Genomic DNA, 12,980 nt, shown 5'->3' with positions numbered 1-12,980 from the left:
TCGCTCTCCGCAGGGCGCGGCCGCAGGCGAATGCGGCACGCGCGTGTAGGTTTACTTCGGCATCAGTGCGGCGATGTCGGCATCGGTCGGCGCTTGGAAGTTGTACTTCTTGAGCAGGGCGGCGTACTCCGGCGTGGCGCGGTATTTTTCCAGGCCGTCGAGCAGGGCTTTTTTCACCGTGTCATTGCCTTTCTTCACGCCGAAGCCGTTGAGCACCGGGTAGATCAGGGTGTCGGACGAGATCACCACGCGGCTGCCGAGCTTGTCGATCACGCCTCGGGCCACGGCGGCATCGGTGATCTGCGCTTCGACGGCGTGGGCCAGCAGCGCCTGGGTGGTTTGCGGGTCAGTGCTGTATTCGCTGATCTGGATCGGCTTCAGGCCCTTGGCGACGCAGTATTCGGTGGACAGCTTGTTCATCTGCGCCAGCCACGAGGTGGCCCCCATGGAGCCGATCTTGTGGCCGCAGAACTCTTCCGGGGTCTTGGGCTGGAAGGCGCTGTCCTTAAGGGTGAGGATCGACTCGCCGCTTTTCAGATAAGGGATCATGTCGATCACTTTGACCCGCTCGGCGGTGATGTACATCGACGAGTTGGTCACATCGAAACGCCCGGCCTGCAGGCCAGTGATCAGGTTGGGAAAGCGTGTGTCGAGGGTCTCGACCTGGCGGCCCATGACCTTGCCCAGGCCGTCCATGAACTCGATATCAAAACCCGCCGGCTTGTTGTTATCCATGTACTCATAGGGGAAGAACGTCACGTCGGAACCGGCGATGATCTTGCCGTCCTGCTGGAACGCCGAAGCGGCCAACGAGGTCAGTGCAACGGCTGCGCCCAGCAGGCACACGGCAAGGGGACGAACACTTTTACGAAACGCTGTCATGGTGATTACCTGCAAGGGTTTAGGGGGTTAGGCAGTGGCTGAATCTTGTCCCGCCTGTTGCACGAAGAACGACGCACCACGAGGCTTCTGCGGCAGGCGCATGTGGTTGTCGGTGGAACGCACCAAGCCACTTTCTTCACCGGCCACCAACAGGCCGGCATGTGCGCTGGGCAACGGGTTTTCGCCGAAGGGCAGCGCGTCTTCAGCGGCATAGACACTGATGAACAGCGTGCGCGGCAGTTCGGTCTCGTTTGGGCTGGAAGCATGCAAAAGCCGGGTGTGCATGAAGCACACCGAGCCGGCCGGCCCGTAGCAGGCCACCGGTTGCTGGCAGTGTTGCGCGACCACGCTGTCGTCCACCGAACCGGTGAAACGCTGGTGCTGCCAGTGCGACCACAGCGGGCCCTTGTGGCTGCCGGGGATCACGTTCAGCGGGCCGTTCTGCGGCGTCACTTCGCTGACCATCAGCAAGGCTGTGACGATGTCGTCGTTGCTGTGGGGCGTGAACAGAAAGTCCTGGTGCCACTTCACCTGCGTCGCGGTGTGGGGCAGCTTGGAGTTGATCTTGCTGTGGTGAAAACGCGTGCCCTGGGCGCCGATCAGTTGCGCGGAAATCGCCGCCATGCGCGAGTGCAACGCCACGCGCTCATAGGCCGGCGAAATCTCCGTGGGCGAGCTGACCCGGCGCAGGGACGGATGGTCGGCGCGGTGGTCGCCCTCCAGGTCAAAGCGCTCACGGCCATCGACAGTGGCGCCCCAGCCCCGGTCATGGCTGCGGCTTTCTTCCACCCATTGGTCGAAGTCGTGCTGCAACGCGGCCACTTCATCCTGCGACAGCACGCCTTCGACCACCAGGAAGCCGTCGCGCTGGAATTGTTCGATTTGCGATTGCTCGATCATTTTAGTGTTTCCTGAACGTTAAAGAGATCACGCCAGCGAGACGTCCTTGAGGAACGCATCCACGCGTGGGTTGTGGCCGCTGCGCAGGGCGCACGGCGTGTCGTCGCAGACCACGCGGCCCTTCTCCATGAACACGATGCGGTCGGAGACCTTGAAGGCGAAGTTCATCTCGTGGGTGACGATGACCATGGTGATGCCCTCCTCGGCCAGGGCTTCGATCACCTGCAGCACTTCGTTGACCTTCTCCGGGTCCAGCGCCGAGGTAGGCTCATCGAACAGCATGATCTGCGGGCGCATCATCAAGGCGCGGGCGATGGCTACGCGTTGCTGTTGGCCGCCAGACAACTGGTGCGGGTACTTCCAGGCGTGGTCGAGCATGCCGACCTTGTGCAGCAGCGCGTAGGCCTGTTGCTTGAGTTCGGCGGTCGCGCCCAGGCGGTGGTATTTCGGCGCCATCAGCAGGTTGTCGAGCACGCTCAAGTGCGGGAACAGGTTGAAGCTCTGGAACACCATGCCGATGTGCAGGCGATGCTCGGCGTGCTCGATGTACTGGGGTTTCTGCGCGCCGACTTTGTTCAAGTGGATGAAGGGTTGGCCATTGATCCTGATCTCGCCGTTGTCCAGTTGCTCCAGACCGTTAAGCAGGCGGATCAGCGTGGTCTTGCCGGAACCCGACGGGCCGATCACCGACACCACTTCACCGGGCTGGATCTGCAGATTCACCGAGCCCAATACCTCGATATCGTTGTAGGCCTTGTGCAACCGCGTGGCCTGCAACGCCGACTCGCCATTATTGGCCGGGCGCGCCAAGGCAGTGCGCTGCTGGGTCGCCAGGGCCAGCACCGCCGCATCGGGAACACGGGACACGTTGCGCTGGTTGACGTCGAGAAAGCGCTCCAGGCGCTTGAGCAGGAAGTCGAACACCGTGACGATAAACACATAGAAGAACGCCACCGCCGCCATGGTTTCGATCACCAGGAAGTTCTGCGAATACAGGCGCTGGCCGACCATCAGGATCTCGGTCAGGGAGATCACCGACACCAGGGAGGTGAGCTTGACGATGGAGATGTATTCGTTGGCCAGCGACGGCAACGCCACCCGCAGCGCCTGGGGAATTACCACGCGCCACTGGGTGCCGAAGAACTTCAGGCCCAGCGCACGAGCCGCCTCGCCCTGCCCTTTGGGAATCGACAGCAGGCCACCGCGATGGATCTCGGCCACGTAGGCGGTCTCGCAGATCACCAGGGCCAACAGGCCGGACCAGAACGGGTCGGCCAGCACCACCGAGGTACCGGGCAACGCTTGCGGCAGGTTGTAGATAAAGATCAGCAGCACCAGCAACGGCAGGCTGCGAAATAGCCAGATGTAGCCGCGGGCCGGCACGCTCAGCAGGCCATGTCTGGATTGCTTGGCCAGGGCCAGCAGAAAGCCCAGCCCAATGCTCAACACCCAGGTCAAGGTGCTGAGCTTGATCACCGTCCACGTCGCGCGCCAGAACTCGGCATCGCCCAGCAAACCCAACATGTAGTTCCAGTCGAATGTCATCGTCGCTGTGCCCTGAGAAGTTGATCTACATCGATGGGTTCAGAGTCGTGGCGGGAGGCGGTTGGGGTCAATTCGTAAAAGCCGGGGCACTGGGTAGGCAGAACCTATGCAGCCTGAGAGCACCCAAAATCCAATGTGGGAGGGGGCCCCTCCCACCTTTGGTGCAGGCTTGAATCGGCCGTATTGTGCATGCCACTTACTGGTGCAAGCTCAGCTCACACCGCTCAACACCCGCACCGCATGCGGGTCAAAAAAGCTCGGCGGCGCCATGCCGGGGATGTACTGGTCGGACACAAACATGCGGCACCGCTCGGCAAACGCCGACACCACCCGCGACAGCTGGGTGTTGCTGGCGGTGGCGTAGCCCAGGCGCATCGGCCGGTGTGCACCCGCCAGGCGCAGGCGGATCACGCGCTTGCCGTCCTGGGACATGTTCGATTTGGGCCGCGCATTCGCGAAGGAATAGCCGATACCGTTGCCCACCATGGCGCGCACCGTTTCAAGGTTGGTGGAGCGCATGATGATGTTCGGTGTGGTGCCGGCCTGGATGAACAGGCTGAGGAAATAGTCACGGCTCCACGGCGTGTCGAGCAGCACCACCGGGTAGGCCTCCAGGTCCTGCATGCTCACGGCCGGTGAGTTCGCCAGCGGGTGGTACTCGCCCACCATCACGTAGGGCGGCAGTTGCGCCAGGGGTTGGAAGTCGATATCCGGGCTTGTCACCAGGTCGTAGGTCAGGGCGATATCCAGCTCGCCGCTGCGCAGTTTTTCCAGCAGCTCTTCATGGTTGCCCTCGGCTTGCGTCAGCCGTACGCCGGGAAACGCACGGCCGAAACCGAACACCAGCTCTGGCGTGATCATCGGCGCCAGCGACTCCAGGCAGCCCACGCGCAACGGCCCGCGCACCGTGTTCAAGGACTCCGAGGCGATGGTGTAGAGGTTAGTCATCTGCTCCAGGATCAGCTTGGCTTCCTGCATCACCAGGCGCCCCACCGCCGTGAGGGAAATGCCCTGGGCGTGATGGCGGATGAACAACTGAATGCCCAGCTCCGCCTCCATATGGGTGATCGCCGCCGAGATCGACGGCGACGACACATGAATGCGCTCGGCGGCCGCACTGATGCTGCCCGCCTCTCCCGACGCGACGAAATACTCCAGTTGACGCTGAGTAATACGACTGAGCATGACGCCTGCCCCTCAACAATGACTGTACCGGTGGTGTTGCAGGGTTCGTGCCGGGTCAGGCGCAAACCGATGACCTGCACGGGCTTCGGTTTTTCCTAAGCACTACCCCGCGCAAATGCTGGTTTCGCCGCAGCCGGCGCGGTGTGAAGCTGGATCTATCCCGCTTCCCACGAGTTACCGTTATGCCGACCCACACCCGCATCCGCATGTTCAATACCCAACAGACCTACCCCAACCAGGCGCTGGACAACGACCTGTGCCAGGCCGTGCGCGCCGGCAACACCATTTACGTGCGCGGCCAGATCGGCACCGATTTCGACGGCAACCTGGTCGGCCTCGGCGACCCGCGCGCCCAGGCCGAGCAGGCGATGAAGAACGTCAAGCAACTGCTGGAAGAAGCAGGTTCGGACCTGTCGCACATCGTGAAGACCACCACCTATCTGATCGACCCGCGCTACCGCGAGCCGGTGTACCAGGAGGTGGGCAAGTGGCTCAAAGGTGTGTTCCCGATTTCCACTGGGTTGGTGATCTCCGGGCTGGGCCAGCCGGAGTGGTTGATGGAGATCGATGTGATCGCCGTGGTGCCGGACGATTGGGCCGTATGAAAGCGCTGATTGCCTGGAGTGCCCCATGACCCATCGTGTGTTTTTCCTCAATGGGCCTAACGCCAACCTGTACGGGCTGGATAAAAACGGCACCTATGGCAGCGAAAGCTTCGCCAGCATCGACGCCCGCTGCCAACGCCACGCCGCCGCCCTGGGCCTCACGCTGGACTTTCGCCAGAGCAACCATGAAGGCGTGCTGGTTGACTGGGTTCAGGAAGCACGCCTGCACGCCGACGCCCTCGTGATCAACGCCGCCGGGCTCAGCTACAGCTCGGTGCCGATCCTCGATGCGTTGCTGGCGTTCGACGGCCCGATCATCGAAGCGCACATGAGCAATATCTGGCAGCGCGAAAGCTTCCGGCACCACTCCTACGTGTCCAGGGCCGCCACCGGTGTGATCGCCGGGTTGGGGGCGCTGGGTTACCAACTGGCAATCACGGCTGTGGCCGAATTGCTAGGCCAAACCGCCTAATGACTGTTCAGGAACCGCCTATGTCCGTCGAAAAAATCAACACCCTGGTCGTCGGCGCAGGCCAGGCCGGCGTCGCCATGAGCGAGCACCTGTCCCTGATGGGCGTGCCCCACCTCGTGCTGGAACGCCACCGCATTGCCGAACGCTGGCGCTCGGAACGCTGGGACTCTCTCGTCGCCAACGGGCCGGCGTGGCATGACCGCTTTCCCGGTCTCACCTTCGAAGGCATTTCGCCGGAAGCCTTCGCGCCGAAAGAGCGCATGGCCGACTACTTCGAGGCCTACGCAGATAAGTTGCAGGCCCCTGTCCGCACGGGCGTGGAAGTCCAATCGGTGGAACGCCACGCAGGCCGCCCCGGCTTCAAGGTCACCACCTCCGCGGGCGTGATCGAAGCCGCCAACGTCGTTGCTGCCACCGGCCCGTTCCAGCGCCCGTCAATCCCGAACATCGTTCCCGCCAGCGCACCGCTGCACCAACTGCATTCCTGCGCCTACAAGAACCCCGGCCAACTCCCCGAAGGCGCCGTATTGGTGGTCGGCGCCGGTGCCTCCGGCTCGCAGATCGCCGAAGAACTGCAAAAGGCCGGCAAGACCGTGTACCTCTCGGTGGGCGAACACTACCGCCCGCCTCGCGCCTATCGTGGCCGCGACTATTGCTGGTGGCTGGGCGCGTTGGGCTTGTGGGATGAAGTCAAGATCCAGCCGAAGAAAAAGCACGTGGCGTTTGCGGTGAGTGGTTACGAAGGCGGCAAGACGGTGGACTTTCGCCGACTGGCACATCAAGGCATTCAGTTGGTGGGCGTCACCCAGGACTGGGCGGAGGGCGTCATGACGTTTCAACCGGGGTTGGCCGAGAACGTGGCTGAAGGCGACCGCGCTTACTTTGACGTACTGCGCGATGCGGATGCGTATATCGAGGCCAATGGCTTGCCCTTTCCGCCGGAGCCACAGGCCTGGGAACTGTTGCCCGATCCAGAGTGCCTGGTGAACCCGATGTTGAGCCTGGACCTGGCTGAAGCGGGCGTGACCACAATCCTTTGGGCCACCGGCTTCAAGTTCGATTTCAGCTGGTTGAAGGTGGACGCGTTCGACGAGAAAGGCGAGCCGTTCCACAAACGCGGGATCTCGGCGCAGAGCGGGATTTACTTCCTGGGTTTGCCGAACCTGGTCAACCGCGCATCTTCATTTATCTATGGGGTTTGGCACGATGCGAAGTACGTGGCGGACCATATCGTGCTGCAGAACGCGTACAGGGCGTACGACAAGTCCTAATCCTGCCGGGACGAAAGGCGCGAGCCTTGCCCGGTTGCCTACGCTTGCGTCAGAATCCGCCGGCTTGTGCGCTTGGGTGAGCGTCTCTAAGGTGGCTCGGTCGCTGAACACTCAGTGATCGGGTTTAGTAGCCCGAGTGACAACATAAAGTGCATGAGCCTCATCGATCAGATGTTCTTGTCTGTGCTTGATGGTGGCTGTGCGCAGGGCGCCCTCGGGCGCGCCGGCTTTGTGTGTTTCCCCGGTCTACTAACCTGCGTACAGCCGCCACCCTCTCGTTTAGTAGCGAAAAGGTGTTGGCCCTAAAACAGGTACAACACACATGTTCAAAGTCACGCCCAATCCTCCAAACGGTCCCGACCTGAAGCTCAATCATGCGGCGAATCGTGCGATTGACCATTACCTCAATCCCGGTGCCGAAGCACCACCTGCGCCACTCTTCAGCATCGCCAGCGATGCCAGCAACGAAACATTGATCGTCAACTGCTACGAAACCCTTTCCTCGGTCAGCGCCTTGCTACTCGACCTGTCGGAGGCGTTGACGGGTAAACAGCGGGATGTGGCGCTGGCCATTCACCAGTTGAGTGAGTTGGGGGTTTTGTTGGTGGATAAGCTGATGGAGCGCGAAGCTACGCTAGCTGATCCAGGTCTTTGAGAAACCGGCCATATCCGGCTGATAACGTCCCATAAGGGCGAACATTGCAACTGTGGCGAGCGGGCTTGCCCCGCGTTGGGTTGCGAAGCAACCCTGGAAGGAGGAATGCGCGGAGTCAGGCCCTCTTCGACCGCGGGTTTTGGGGCTGCTTCGCAGCCCAACGCGGGGCAAGCCCGCTCGCCACAGGGGTACTTATCGTCAGTTCTACCTAAAGACCTGAAAGGGCTGCCCCTTACAACGACTCGCGCTTGCAGGCAGTGCTTTCAGCCACGCTTGGGCAACTTCCAATTCGGCCGAATAAAGTGGCAGGTATAGCCATTGGGAATCCGCTCCAGATAATCCTGATGCTCCGGCTCCGCCTCCCAAAACGGCCCCGCCGGCTCGATCTCCGTCACCACCTTCCCCGGCCACAGCTTCGATGCATCCACGTCCGCCGCCGTATCTTCGGCCACCTCCCGCTGCTGCTCACTCAGGTAATAAATCGCCGAACGGTAACTCGGCCCCAAATCATTGCCCTGCCGATTCGGCGTGCTCGGGTCATGGATCTGGAAAAAGAACTCCAGAATCTGCCGGTAGCTGATCACTGCCGGGTCAAACACGATTTCAATCGCTTCGGCATGGTTGCCATGGTTGCGGTAGGTGGCATTCGGCACATCGCCGCCGGTGTAGCCCACGCGGGTGTGCAGCACGCCGGGGTAGCGGCGCAACAGGTCCTGCATGCCCCAGAAGCAACCGCCGGCGAGGATGGCGGTTTCGGTTGAGTTGGTCATGGTCTGCCCTTGCGTTCAGTGGATACCCGCCTAGTTATGGGGCCGTGTTGGCCAATAGCAAGATTCACGGGTTTGTCATGCAGTGCACCGAGACCTCAGGGTTTGAAGTTTTTCATCAATTTGAACAGGTGGCCGGGCCAGATCCAGCGTGACTGGGGCGGGTCGCGAGTCTCACCGAGAGCGTCCAGAAAGGTTTTGGTGGGCGCATCACCGTCAGGTCCATTCACGTTTTGACGCGGGAGAGTTGGATCGTTTGGCGGGTCCTCCGGCTTATAGACCCGATGGGTGACTGCATCCAGCACGTAACCGGCGGCCTTGCCGTACTCAGTGAGGCTCCAGACACCGTCGATGACTTGGGAGACTGCCTTTGAGGGTGGAAGCTTGATGTCCTTGTGCGTGGTGGTGACGATATGGTCCGCAGTTTTGGCGTGTTTGAAGGTGGCGTACTCGCTGCCGAGTGGAGGTTGATCCGCGCCCTCGTCGGAGAATTTTTTCACCATTCGCTCCAGGAACGGTATGCCGCCGATGTGGGTGAACGCGCCCATGCCTGGGTTCAGGATGTGTTTCACAAAGCCAGGGTCAACACGGGTGCTGCTGAGCGCTGAACTGGTCAGTATGCGTGAGGCGATGGCCTCGTCCTCTGGCTTGTAATTAAACGTCGTCCAATACCCGTCTACGTAAAAGCCATTGGTGGCTATGTATTGGCGACCGTCGCTGGAGCGTCGATACTCGCCGAGTGCCCAGACCAAAAGATCAACGTGGCCTAAATCCGCACCTTCTGACTGTAGATATGCATACATATCCGCGACCAAGGCACGATCATCGAGGTTGAGGAAGTCGCTTGCTCTTTGAAGGGCATTCACTGAGGTGGCCGGTGGAAGGGCGACTGGGGGTTCTCTACCGCCAAACACGCGCGAAATCATGATCTCACGGCCGACGCTGGCAGCCTGCCCCGAACTAGAACCGCCTGAAGGCTCCATCGACTTGGCCGTTTGCCACGCCACCCTTCGCTCATTGACCGTGAAGGCGCCGCCGTTGTCGCGGGCGATCAGGTTGAGTTGATCTCGCCCGAGCCCCTTGAAGGGGTTGCTGTCATGACCGTTGAGGAAACCAGTCGCTTGCCGCGCACGGGCCAGGAGTTCCGGATTATTGGCCGTTGGAAGCTCTGCGTCGTGTTGTGCCTTGTTGGCGAAATACTGTTCGTCGGTGATGAGTTCGAGGGGGTCGGCGTTCGTTTGACCCGTGGGGGTTTCCGCACGCTGTGCCGCATCACTCAATTGAAGCGCCAGGATTGAGACGGTGGTGGTGCCGTCATTACGCTTAGCGAGCGCATCAGTCTCGACGTTGTCAGGCGAGACTGTAGACGGAATAACAATGCCGACGGAATCATTCGTCACGCGATTGTTTGACGAGGAGGTATTAGGGCTGATAGTGATCATTAGTATTCACCTTGCGTTAGGCATGTGAATGGTCATGTAAAATTTTCTTACCTATCCAAATACCCGCAGCCAAATTGGCTGCGGGCATCACACCGCACACTAATACCTATATTTAATAGTCACTGAATCGGCACCGGCAGGACGAGCGTACGGTGGAGTGCCGCCCCACACCTTATGAAAAATCTGAATTTTTGAGCCATTACCAAAGGACTGATTGTTAAAATCCATCAGCACACCCGACGAACTCGGAGCGATGATCTGACAGTTCTCTTCTAAACTAAATGGACGGTAGTAACACAGCCTAACCTCCTCACGAATAGTCCCGGGATAGTAGGTTGTACGCCACTGAACCTCCAGTATTTGCTTGGGATCCGCGAGTGTTCCTGAAGGAATATCCGAGGCCAGCACGTTAAAACTTGCGAATTCCACACCCGGATGAGTATTGGAATTAGATAACACCAGTATGGGACCTGGCGCCACTGTTTTAGCAATGGAGTATTCTGCCGCCAAGACCACATCCTTTGTAAAAACCGCCAACACAACACACACAACAATCCAAACCTTATTGATACTTTTCGAGCTTTTCATAATCTTCACCCTAGTTCATAAGTGAGCACCTGAGGTTCCAATCATTCCAGCAGTAGGAATCACACCACTACCCTTGCACGATTTTTCAATTCAAGTAAGGCACCCGCTTCCTAAAAACATGAAGTCCTTAACTGTAATACTTACAAGTAGGACTTTGTCAGTAACTTCCTAGTCCCGCCTCGCCTCTATTAAAAACCCCTGTTCCAAGGCATGATGCCGCCCTCACATCAAGGACGATAAAACCGTGAAAACCACCCTCACCGCGCTGCTGTTGATTGGCTCGGCGATGCCTGCATTCGCCGATACCAAGCCCATCGGCTTCAAGAACATCAGCGTCCCTGATGCGCAACGCCCGCTGCAAATGGTCGTCTGGTACCCCGCCGCGAGCGGCGAACATCCGCTGGTGGTGCTCTCCCACGGCTACGGCGGCGAAGGCCCAACTGGCCGCTGACCTGCGCGACCCACGCGTCGGCGCCGTGGTGACCCTGGACCTGGGCCTGTCGCGCGGCTTCACCGACGCCAGCCTGGCCGCCCTGCCGGTGCCGGCGCTGGTGATTGCGGGGGGCGTGTCAACGGAAGATATGGACCCCAACCTGGAGTCCGCCGACATGGTCAGGCGTATGCCAGAGGCCTCGACCGAGTATGTGGAGATCAGCGATGCTACGCACTTCAGCTTTATGTCGATCTGCAAGCCGGGTGGCATGGCGTTGATCGAAGAAGACTCGCCGGGCGATGGCATGATTTGCCGCGATGGCGAGGGGGCTCGGCCACGGGCGGTGATTCAGCAACAGGTGGTGGCTCTGATCACTGGTTTTTTGTGGCGGACAGCGGCACGGCGCACGGCGGCGGATTTTTAGCTGGTATCATCCCGGGCCTGTACAAACCGGGTAGACCCACATGAATCGCCAGAAAAAACTCCAGCAGCTCTTCAAGGAAAAAGCCAGGAAGGCGAATGCCAAGTTGGCGCCGAAAAAGAAGGACAAGTACATCAGCAAGGCGGACCGCGAAAAGCTGGCGGCTGAAGCGGCTCAGGCGCCAGACAGTTCGCCGCAAAGCTGAATCAGCAACCGCTCAACGCCACCTGCCGCCGCTCCCCCGCAAAGAAAAACGGCCGCAACCGCACGCCCACGCTGTTGCCGATAAACGCCGCCACCAGCCATACCCAGCCATGCAGGCTGCCCGAGGCGATGCCGCTGAAGTACGCGCCGATGTTGCAACCGTACGCCAGGCGCGAGCCGTAGCCGAGCAGCAGGCCGCCGATCACCGCCGCCACCAGCGAGCGCGCCGGGATCTTGAGGCTGGGGGCAAAGCGCCCGGCCAGGCCGGCGGCCAGCAGCGCACCGAGGACGATGCCGATGTCCATCACGCTGGTGATGTCTTCCCACACCGGCGCGGCCAGGGCCTTGGCATTGCCCGGCATCTGCCAGAACGCCCAGCTGGCCACGTCCACACCCAGGCCGCTGGCGACTTTGGCGCCCCACAGCGCGAACGCCGAGGTGATGCCCCAGGGCCGTCCCGCCAGCGCCAGGGTGGCGTAGTTGAGCAGGGCCAGGCCGATGGCGCCCCACACCAGTGGCCATGGCCCGCGCAGAAAGCGGCGCAGGCCTCGGTGCTCGCTTTTCACGCCCTCTTCCAACTGACCATGGCGACCCTTCTCCAACCGTACGGTCACCAACGCAATGATCGCGAACACCGCCAGGCTCAAGCCCAATGCCGGCACCACGCCGAAGCTCTTGACGATGGACACCGCCGGGAACGCCGGCAGCCCGAACCACCAGTCAACATGGTGCGTGGCGATCAACGAACCGCAGATAAAGAACAGCAACGTGACCAGCATGCGCGCATTGCCACCGCCGACGGTGAACAGCGTGCCCGACGCACAACCGCCGCCCAGCTGCATGCCGATGCCGAAAATAAATGCCCCGAACACCACCGACACCCCGGTCGGCGCCACCAGCCCGGTCACCGGCTGCCCGAACAGCGTGCCCGCCCCCAGCGCCGGGAAGAACAGCAGCACCGCCAGCGCCAGCATCACCATCTGCGCGCGCAAACCGGCGCCACGGCGATCATTGATGAACACGCGCCAGGCCGAAGTGAAACCGAAGGCGGCGTGGTAGAGGGTCAAGCCCAGTGCGGCGCCGACCACCAGCAACAGCACCTGGTGCGAACCGACGCTGTTTTGCAGGAACAGGGCGCCCAGCACCAGGATGATAAAGGCCACCAGCGGCGCGACGGGTTTGCGCGCGGGGGTGAGAGGCAGAGAGGTACTCATGGGGAATCTCGGTCTGTTTGAAAGGAGTAGGCTGCGAGGGTGGCGATTATACCCTTGTGTGTAGATAATCCCGGGATGCGTGTGGCCTGACGGCGCCCCTTTCCTCCATCAGCCGGTGAACCCGTGGCCAAAGACATCGAGAACCCCTGCGTTTCCCTCTGCCAGCTCAGCGGCGACCTCTGCGTCAGTTGCGGACGCACCAAGGATGACATCCGCAAATGGAAACGCATGAAACGCCCGGAGAAGATGGCGGCCGTACAGCGTGCGACACAGCGCCTCAAGGCGTTGAAAAAAGCCAGGTAAGGCTGTTCATACATCTGTGGCGAGCGGGCTTGCCCCGCGTTGGAGTGCGCAGCGCTCCCGCTTTTTGGGGGGCCGCTACGCAGCCCAACGCGG

General features: G+C 60.9%; 14 protein-coding genes and 1 pseudogene. 7 read left to right on the top strand and 8 right to left on the bottom strand.

The window, feature by feature from the left end; translation table 11 throughout:
- Positions 1–51 precede the first annotated feature (51 nt).
- The 4 genes from BM017_RS28135 to BM017_RS28120 form a co-directional block, all read right to left on the bottom strand.
- Positions 52–882: an ABC transporter substrate-binding protein gene (locus tag BM017_RS28135; protein ID WP_071490168.1), complete on the bottom strand. Its 831-nt coding sequence runs from the start codon at positions 880–882 to the stop codon at positions 52–54.
- A 27-nt stretch (positions 883–909) separates the two neighbouring features.
- Positions 910–1,782, bottom strand: coding sequence for a phytanoyl-CoA dioxygenase family protein (locus tag BM017_RS28130; protein ID WP_071490169.1), 873 nt, complete (start codon positions 1,780–1,782; stop codon positions 910–912).
- 27 nt (positions 1,783–1,809) lie between these two features.
- Positions 1,810–3,327, bottom strand: coding sequence for an amino acid ABC transporter permease/ATP-binding protein (locus BM017_RS28125; protein WP_092250664.1), 1,518 nt, complete (start codon positions 3,325–3,327; stop codon positions 1,810–1,812).
- 210 nt (positions 3,328–3,537) lie between these two features.
- Entirely contained in the window at positions 3,538–4,512 is a 975-nt protein-coding gene (locus BM017_RS28120) for a LysR family transcriptional regulator (RefSeq protein ID WP_092250662.1), read from the bottom strand.
- Between the two features lie 182 nt (positions 4,513–4,694).
- Between BM017_RS28120 and BM017_RS28115 the strand changes: the two genes are divergently transcribed.
- From BM017_RS28115 to BM017_RS28100, 4 genes are all read left to right on the top strand, one after another.
- Positions 4,695–5,117 (top strand): RidA family protein, encoded by a 423-nt coding sequence (locus BM017_RS28115; RefSeq protein WP_058425659.1) that lies wholly within the window; start codon positions 4,695–4,697, stop codon positions 5,115–5,117.
- Positions 5,118–5,142: 25 nt separating this feature from the next.
- The gene (locus BM017_RS28110) at positions 5,143–5,589 is read left to right on the top strand and encodes a type II 3-dehydroquinate dehydratase (protein ID WP_092250659.1); all 447 of its coding nucleotides are present in this window, start codon (positions 5,143–5,145) and stop codon (positions 5,587–5,589) included.
- Positions 5,590–5,609: 20 nt separating this feature from the next.
- Positions 5,610–6,860 carry a flavin-containing monooxygenase gene (locus tag BM017_RS28105; RefSeq protein WP_092250656.1) on the top strand — a complete coding sequence of 417 codons (1,251 nt, stop codon included), beginning with the start codon at positions 5,610–5,612 and terminating at the stop codon, positions 6,858–6,860.
- Positions 6,861–7,182: 322 nt separating this feature from the next.
- Complete coding sequence (locus tag BM017_RS28100) at positions 7,183–7,515, top strand: DUF6124 family protein (protein WP_092250653.1); 333 nt, start codon at positions 7,183–7,185, stop codon at positions 7,513–7,515.
- A gap of 263 nt (positions 7,516–7,778) precedes the next feature.
- On the opposite strand, the gene msrA is transcribed toward BM017_RS28100, so the two are convergent.
- The 3 genes from msrA to BM017_RS28985 form a co-directional block, all read right to left on the bottom strand.
- Entirely contained in the window at positions 7,779–8,285 is a 507-nt protein-coding gene (gene msrA, locus BM017_RS28090) for a peptide-methionine (S)-S-oxide reductase MsrA (RefSeq protein ID WP_071490175.1), read from the bottom strand.
- A gap of 95 nt (positions 8,286–8,380) precedes the next feature.
- Complete coding sequence (locus BM017_RS28085; protein WP_092250647.1) at positions 8,381–9,724, bottom strand: hypothetical protein; 1,344 nt, start codon at positions 9,722–9,724, stop codon at positions 8,381–8,383.
- A 99-nt stretch (positions 9,725–9,823) separates the two neighbouring features.
- On the bottom strand, positions 9,824–10,312 hold the full coding sequence (locus BM017_RS28985; RefSeq protein WP_139216884.1) for a hypothetical protein: 489 nt from the start codon (positions 10,310–10,312) through the stop codon (positions 9,824–9,826).
- A gap of 244 nt (positions 10,313–10,556) precedes the next feature.
- On the opposite strand from BM017_RS28985, the pseudogene BM017_RS28080 reads away from it, so the two are divergent.
- A pseudogene (locus BM017_RS28080) lies at positions 10,557–11,169 on the top strand (alpha/beta hydrolase family protein).
- Positions 11,170–11,209: 40 nt separating this feature from the next.
- Positions 11,210–11,371, top strand: a complete 162-nt coding sequence (locus BM017_RS28075) for a DUF2986 domain-containing protein (protein WP_092250644.1) — start codon at positions 11,210–11,212, stop codon at positions 11,369–11,371.
- 1 nt (position 11,372) lies between these two features.
- Here BM017_RS28075 and BM017_RS28070 read toward each other — a convergent pair whose 3' ends face one another.
- Positions 11,373–12,584 (bottom strand): YeeE/YedE family protein, encoded by a 1,212-nt coding sequence (locus BM017_RS28070; RefSeq protein WP_092250641.1) that lies wholly within the window; start codon positions 12,582–12,584, stop codon positions 11,373–11,375.
- Between the two features lie 123 nt (positions 12,585–12,707).
- Here BM017_RS28070 and BM017_RS28065 point away from each other — a divergent pair, with 123 nt between their 5' ends.
- On the top strand, positions 12,708–12,887 hold the full coding sequence (locus tag BM017_RS28065) for a DUF1289 domain-containing protein (RefSeq protein WP_058425670.1): 180 nt from the start codon (positions 12,708–12,710) through the stop codon (positions 12,885–12,887).
- The last annotated feature ends 93 nt before the right edge of the window (positions 12,888–12,980 follow it).

Origin of the sequence: Pseudomonas sp. NFPP04 (assembly GCF_900113815.1) — a bacterium.
GTDB classification, from domain to species: domain Bacteria; phylum Pseudomonadota; class Gammaproteobacteria; order Pseudomonadales; family Pseudomonadaceae; genus Aquipseudomonas; species Aquipseudomonas extremorientalis.
Note: the sequence above shows the minus strand (reverse complement) of the source record. Positions and strands in the feature narration are given on the sequence as shown.

Bases quoted from the DNA above. Each gene is read 5' to 3' on its own strand.
- BM017_RS28110 (WP_092250659.1), top strand. From the start codon at position 5,143: ATGACCCATCGTGTGTTTTTCCTCAATGGGCCTAACGCCAACCTGTAC.
- BM017_RS28115 (WP_058425659.1), top strand. From the start codon at position 4,695: ATGCCGACCCACACCCGCATCCGCATGTTCAATACCCAACAGACCTAC.
- BM017_RS28120 (WP_092250662.1), bottom strand. From the start codon at position 4,512: ATGCTCAGTCGTATTACTCAGCGTCAACTGGAGTATTTCGTCGCGTCG.
- BM017_RS28070 (WP_092250641.1), bottom strand. From the start codon at position 12,584: ATGAGTACCTCTCTGCCTCTCACCCCCGCGCGCAAACCCGTCGCGCCG.
- BM017_RS28135 (WP_071490168.1), bottom strand. From the start codon at position 882: ATGACAGCGTTTCGTAAAAGTGTTCGTCCCCTTGCCGTGTGCCTGCTG.
- BM017_RS28075 (WP_092250644.1), top strand. From the start codon at position 11,210: ATGAATCGCCAGAAAAAACTCCAGCAGCTCTTCAAGGAAAAAGCCAGG.
- BM017_RS28100 (WP_092250653.1), top strand. From the start codon at position 7,183: ATGTTCAAAGTCACGCCCAATCCTCCAAACGGTCCCGACCTGAAGCTC.
- BM017_RS28125 (WP_092250664.1), bottom strand. From the start codon at position 3,327: ATGACATTCGACTGGAACTACATGTTGGGTTTGCTGGGCGATGCCGAG.
- BM017_RS28130 (WP_071490169.1), bottom strand. From the start codon at position 1,782: ATGATCGAGCAATCGCAAATCGAACAATTCCAGCGCGACGGCTTCCTG.
- BM017_RS28105 (WP_092250656.1), top strand. From the start codon at position 5,610: ATGTCCGTCGAAAAAATCAACACCCTGGTCGTCGGCGCAGGCCAGGCC.
- BM017_RS28085 (WP_092250647.1), bottom strand. From the start codon at position 9,724: ATGATCACTATCAGCCCTAATACCTCCTCGTCAAACAATCGCGTGACG.
- msrA (WP_071490175.1), bottom strand. From the start codon at position 8,285: ATGACCAACTCAACCGAAACCGCCATCCTCGCCGGCGGTTGCTTCTGG.
- BM017_RS28985 (WP_139216884.1), bottom strand. From the start codon at position 10,312: ATGAAAAGCTCGAAAAGTATCAATAAGGTTTGGATTGTTGTGTGTGTT.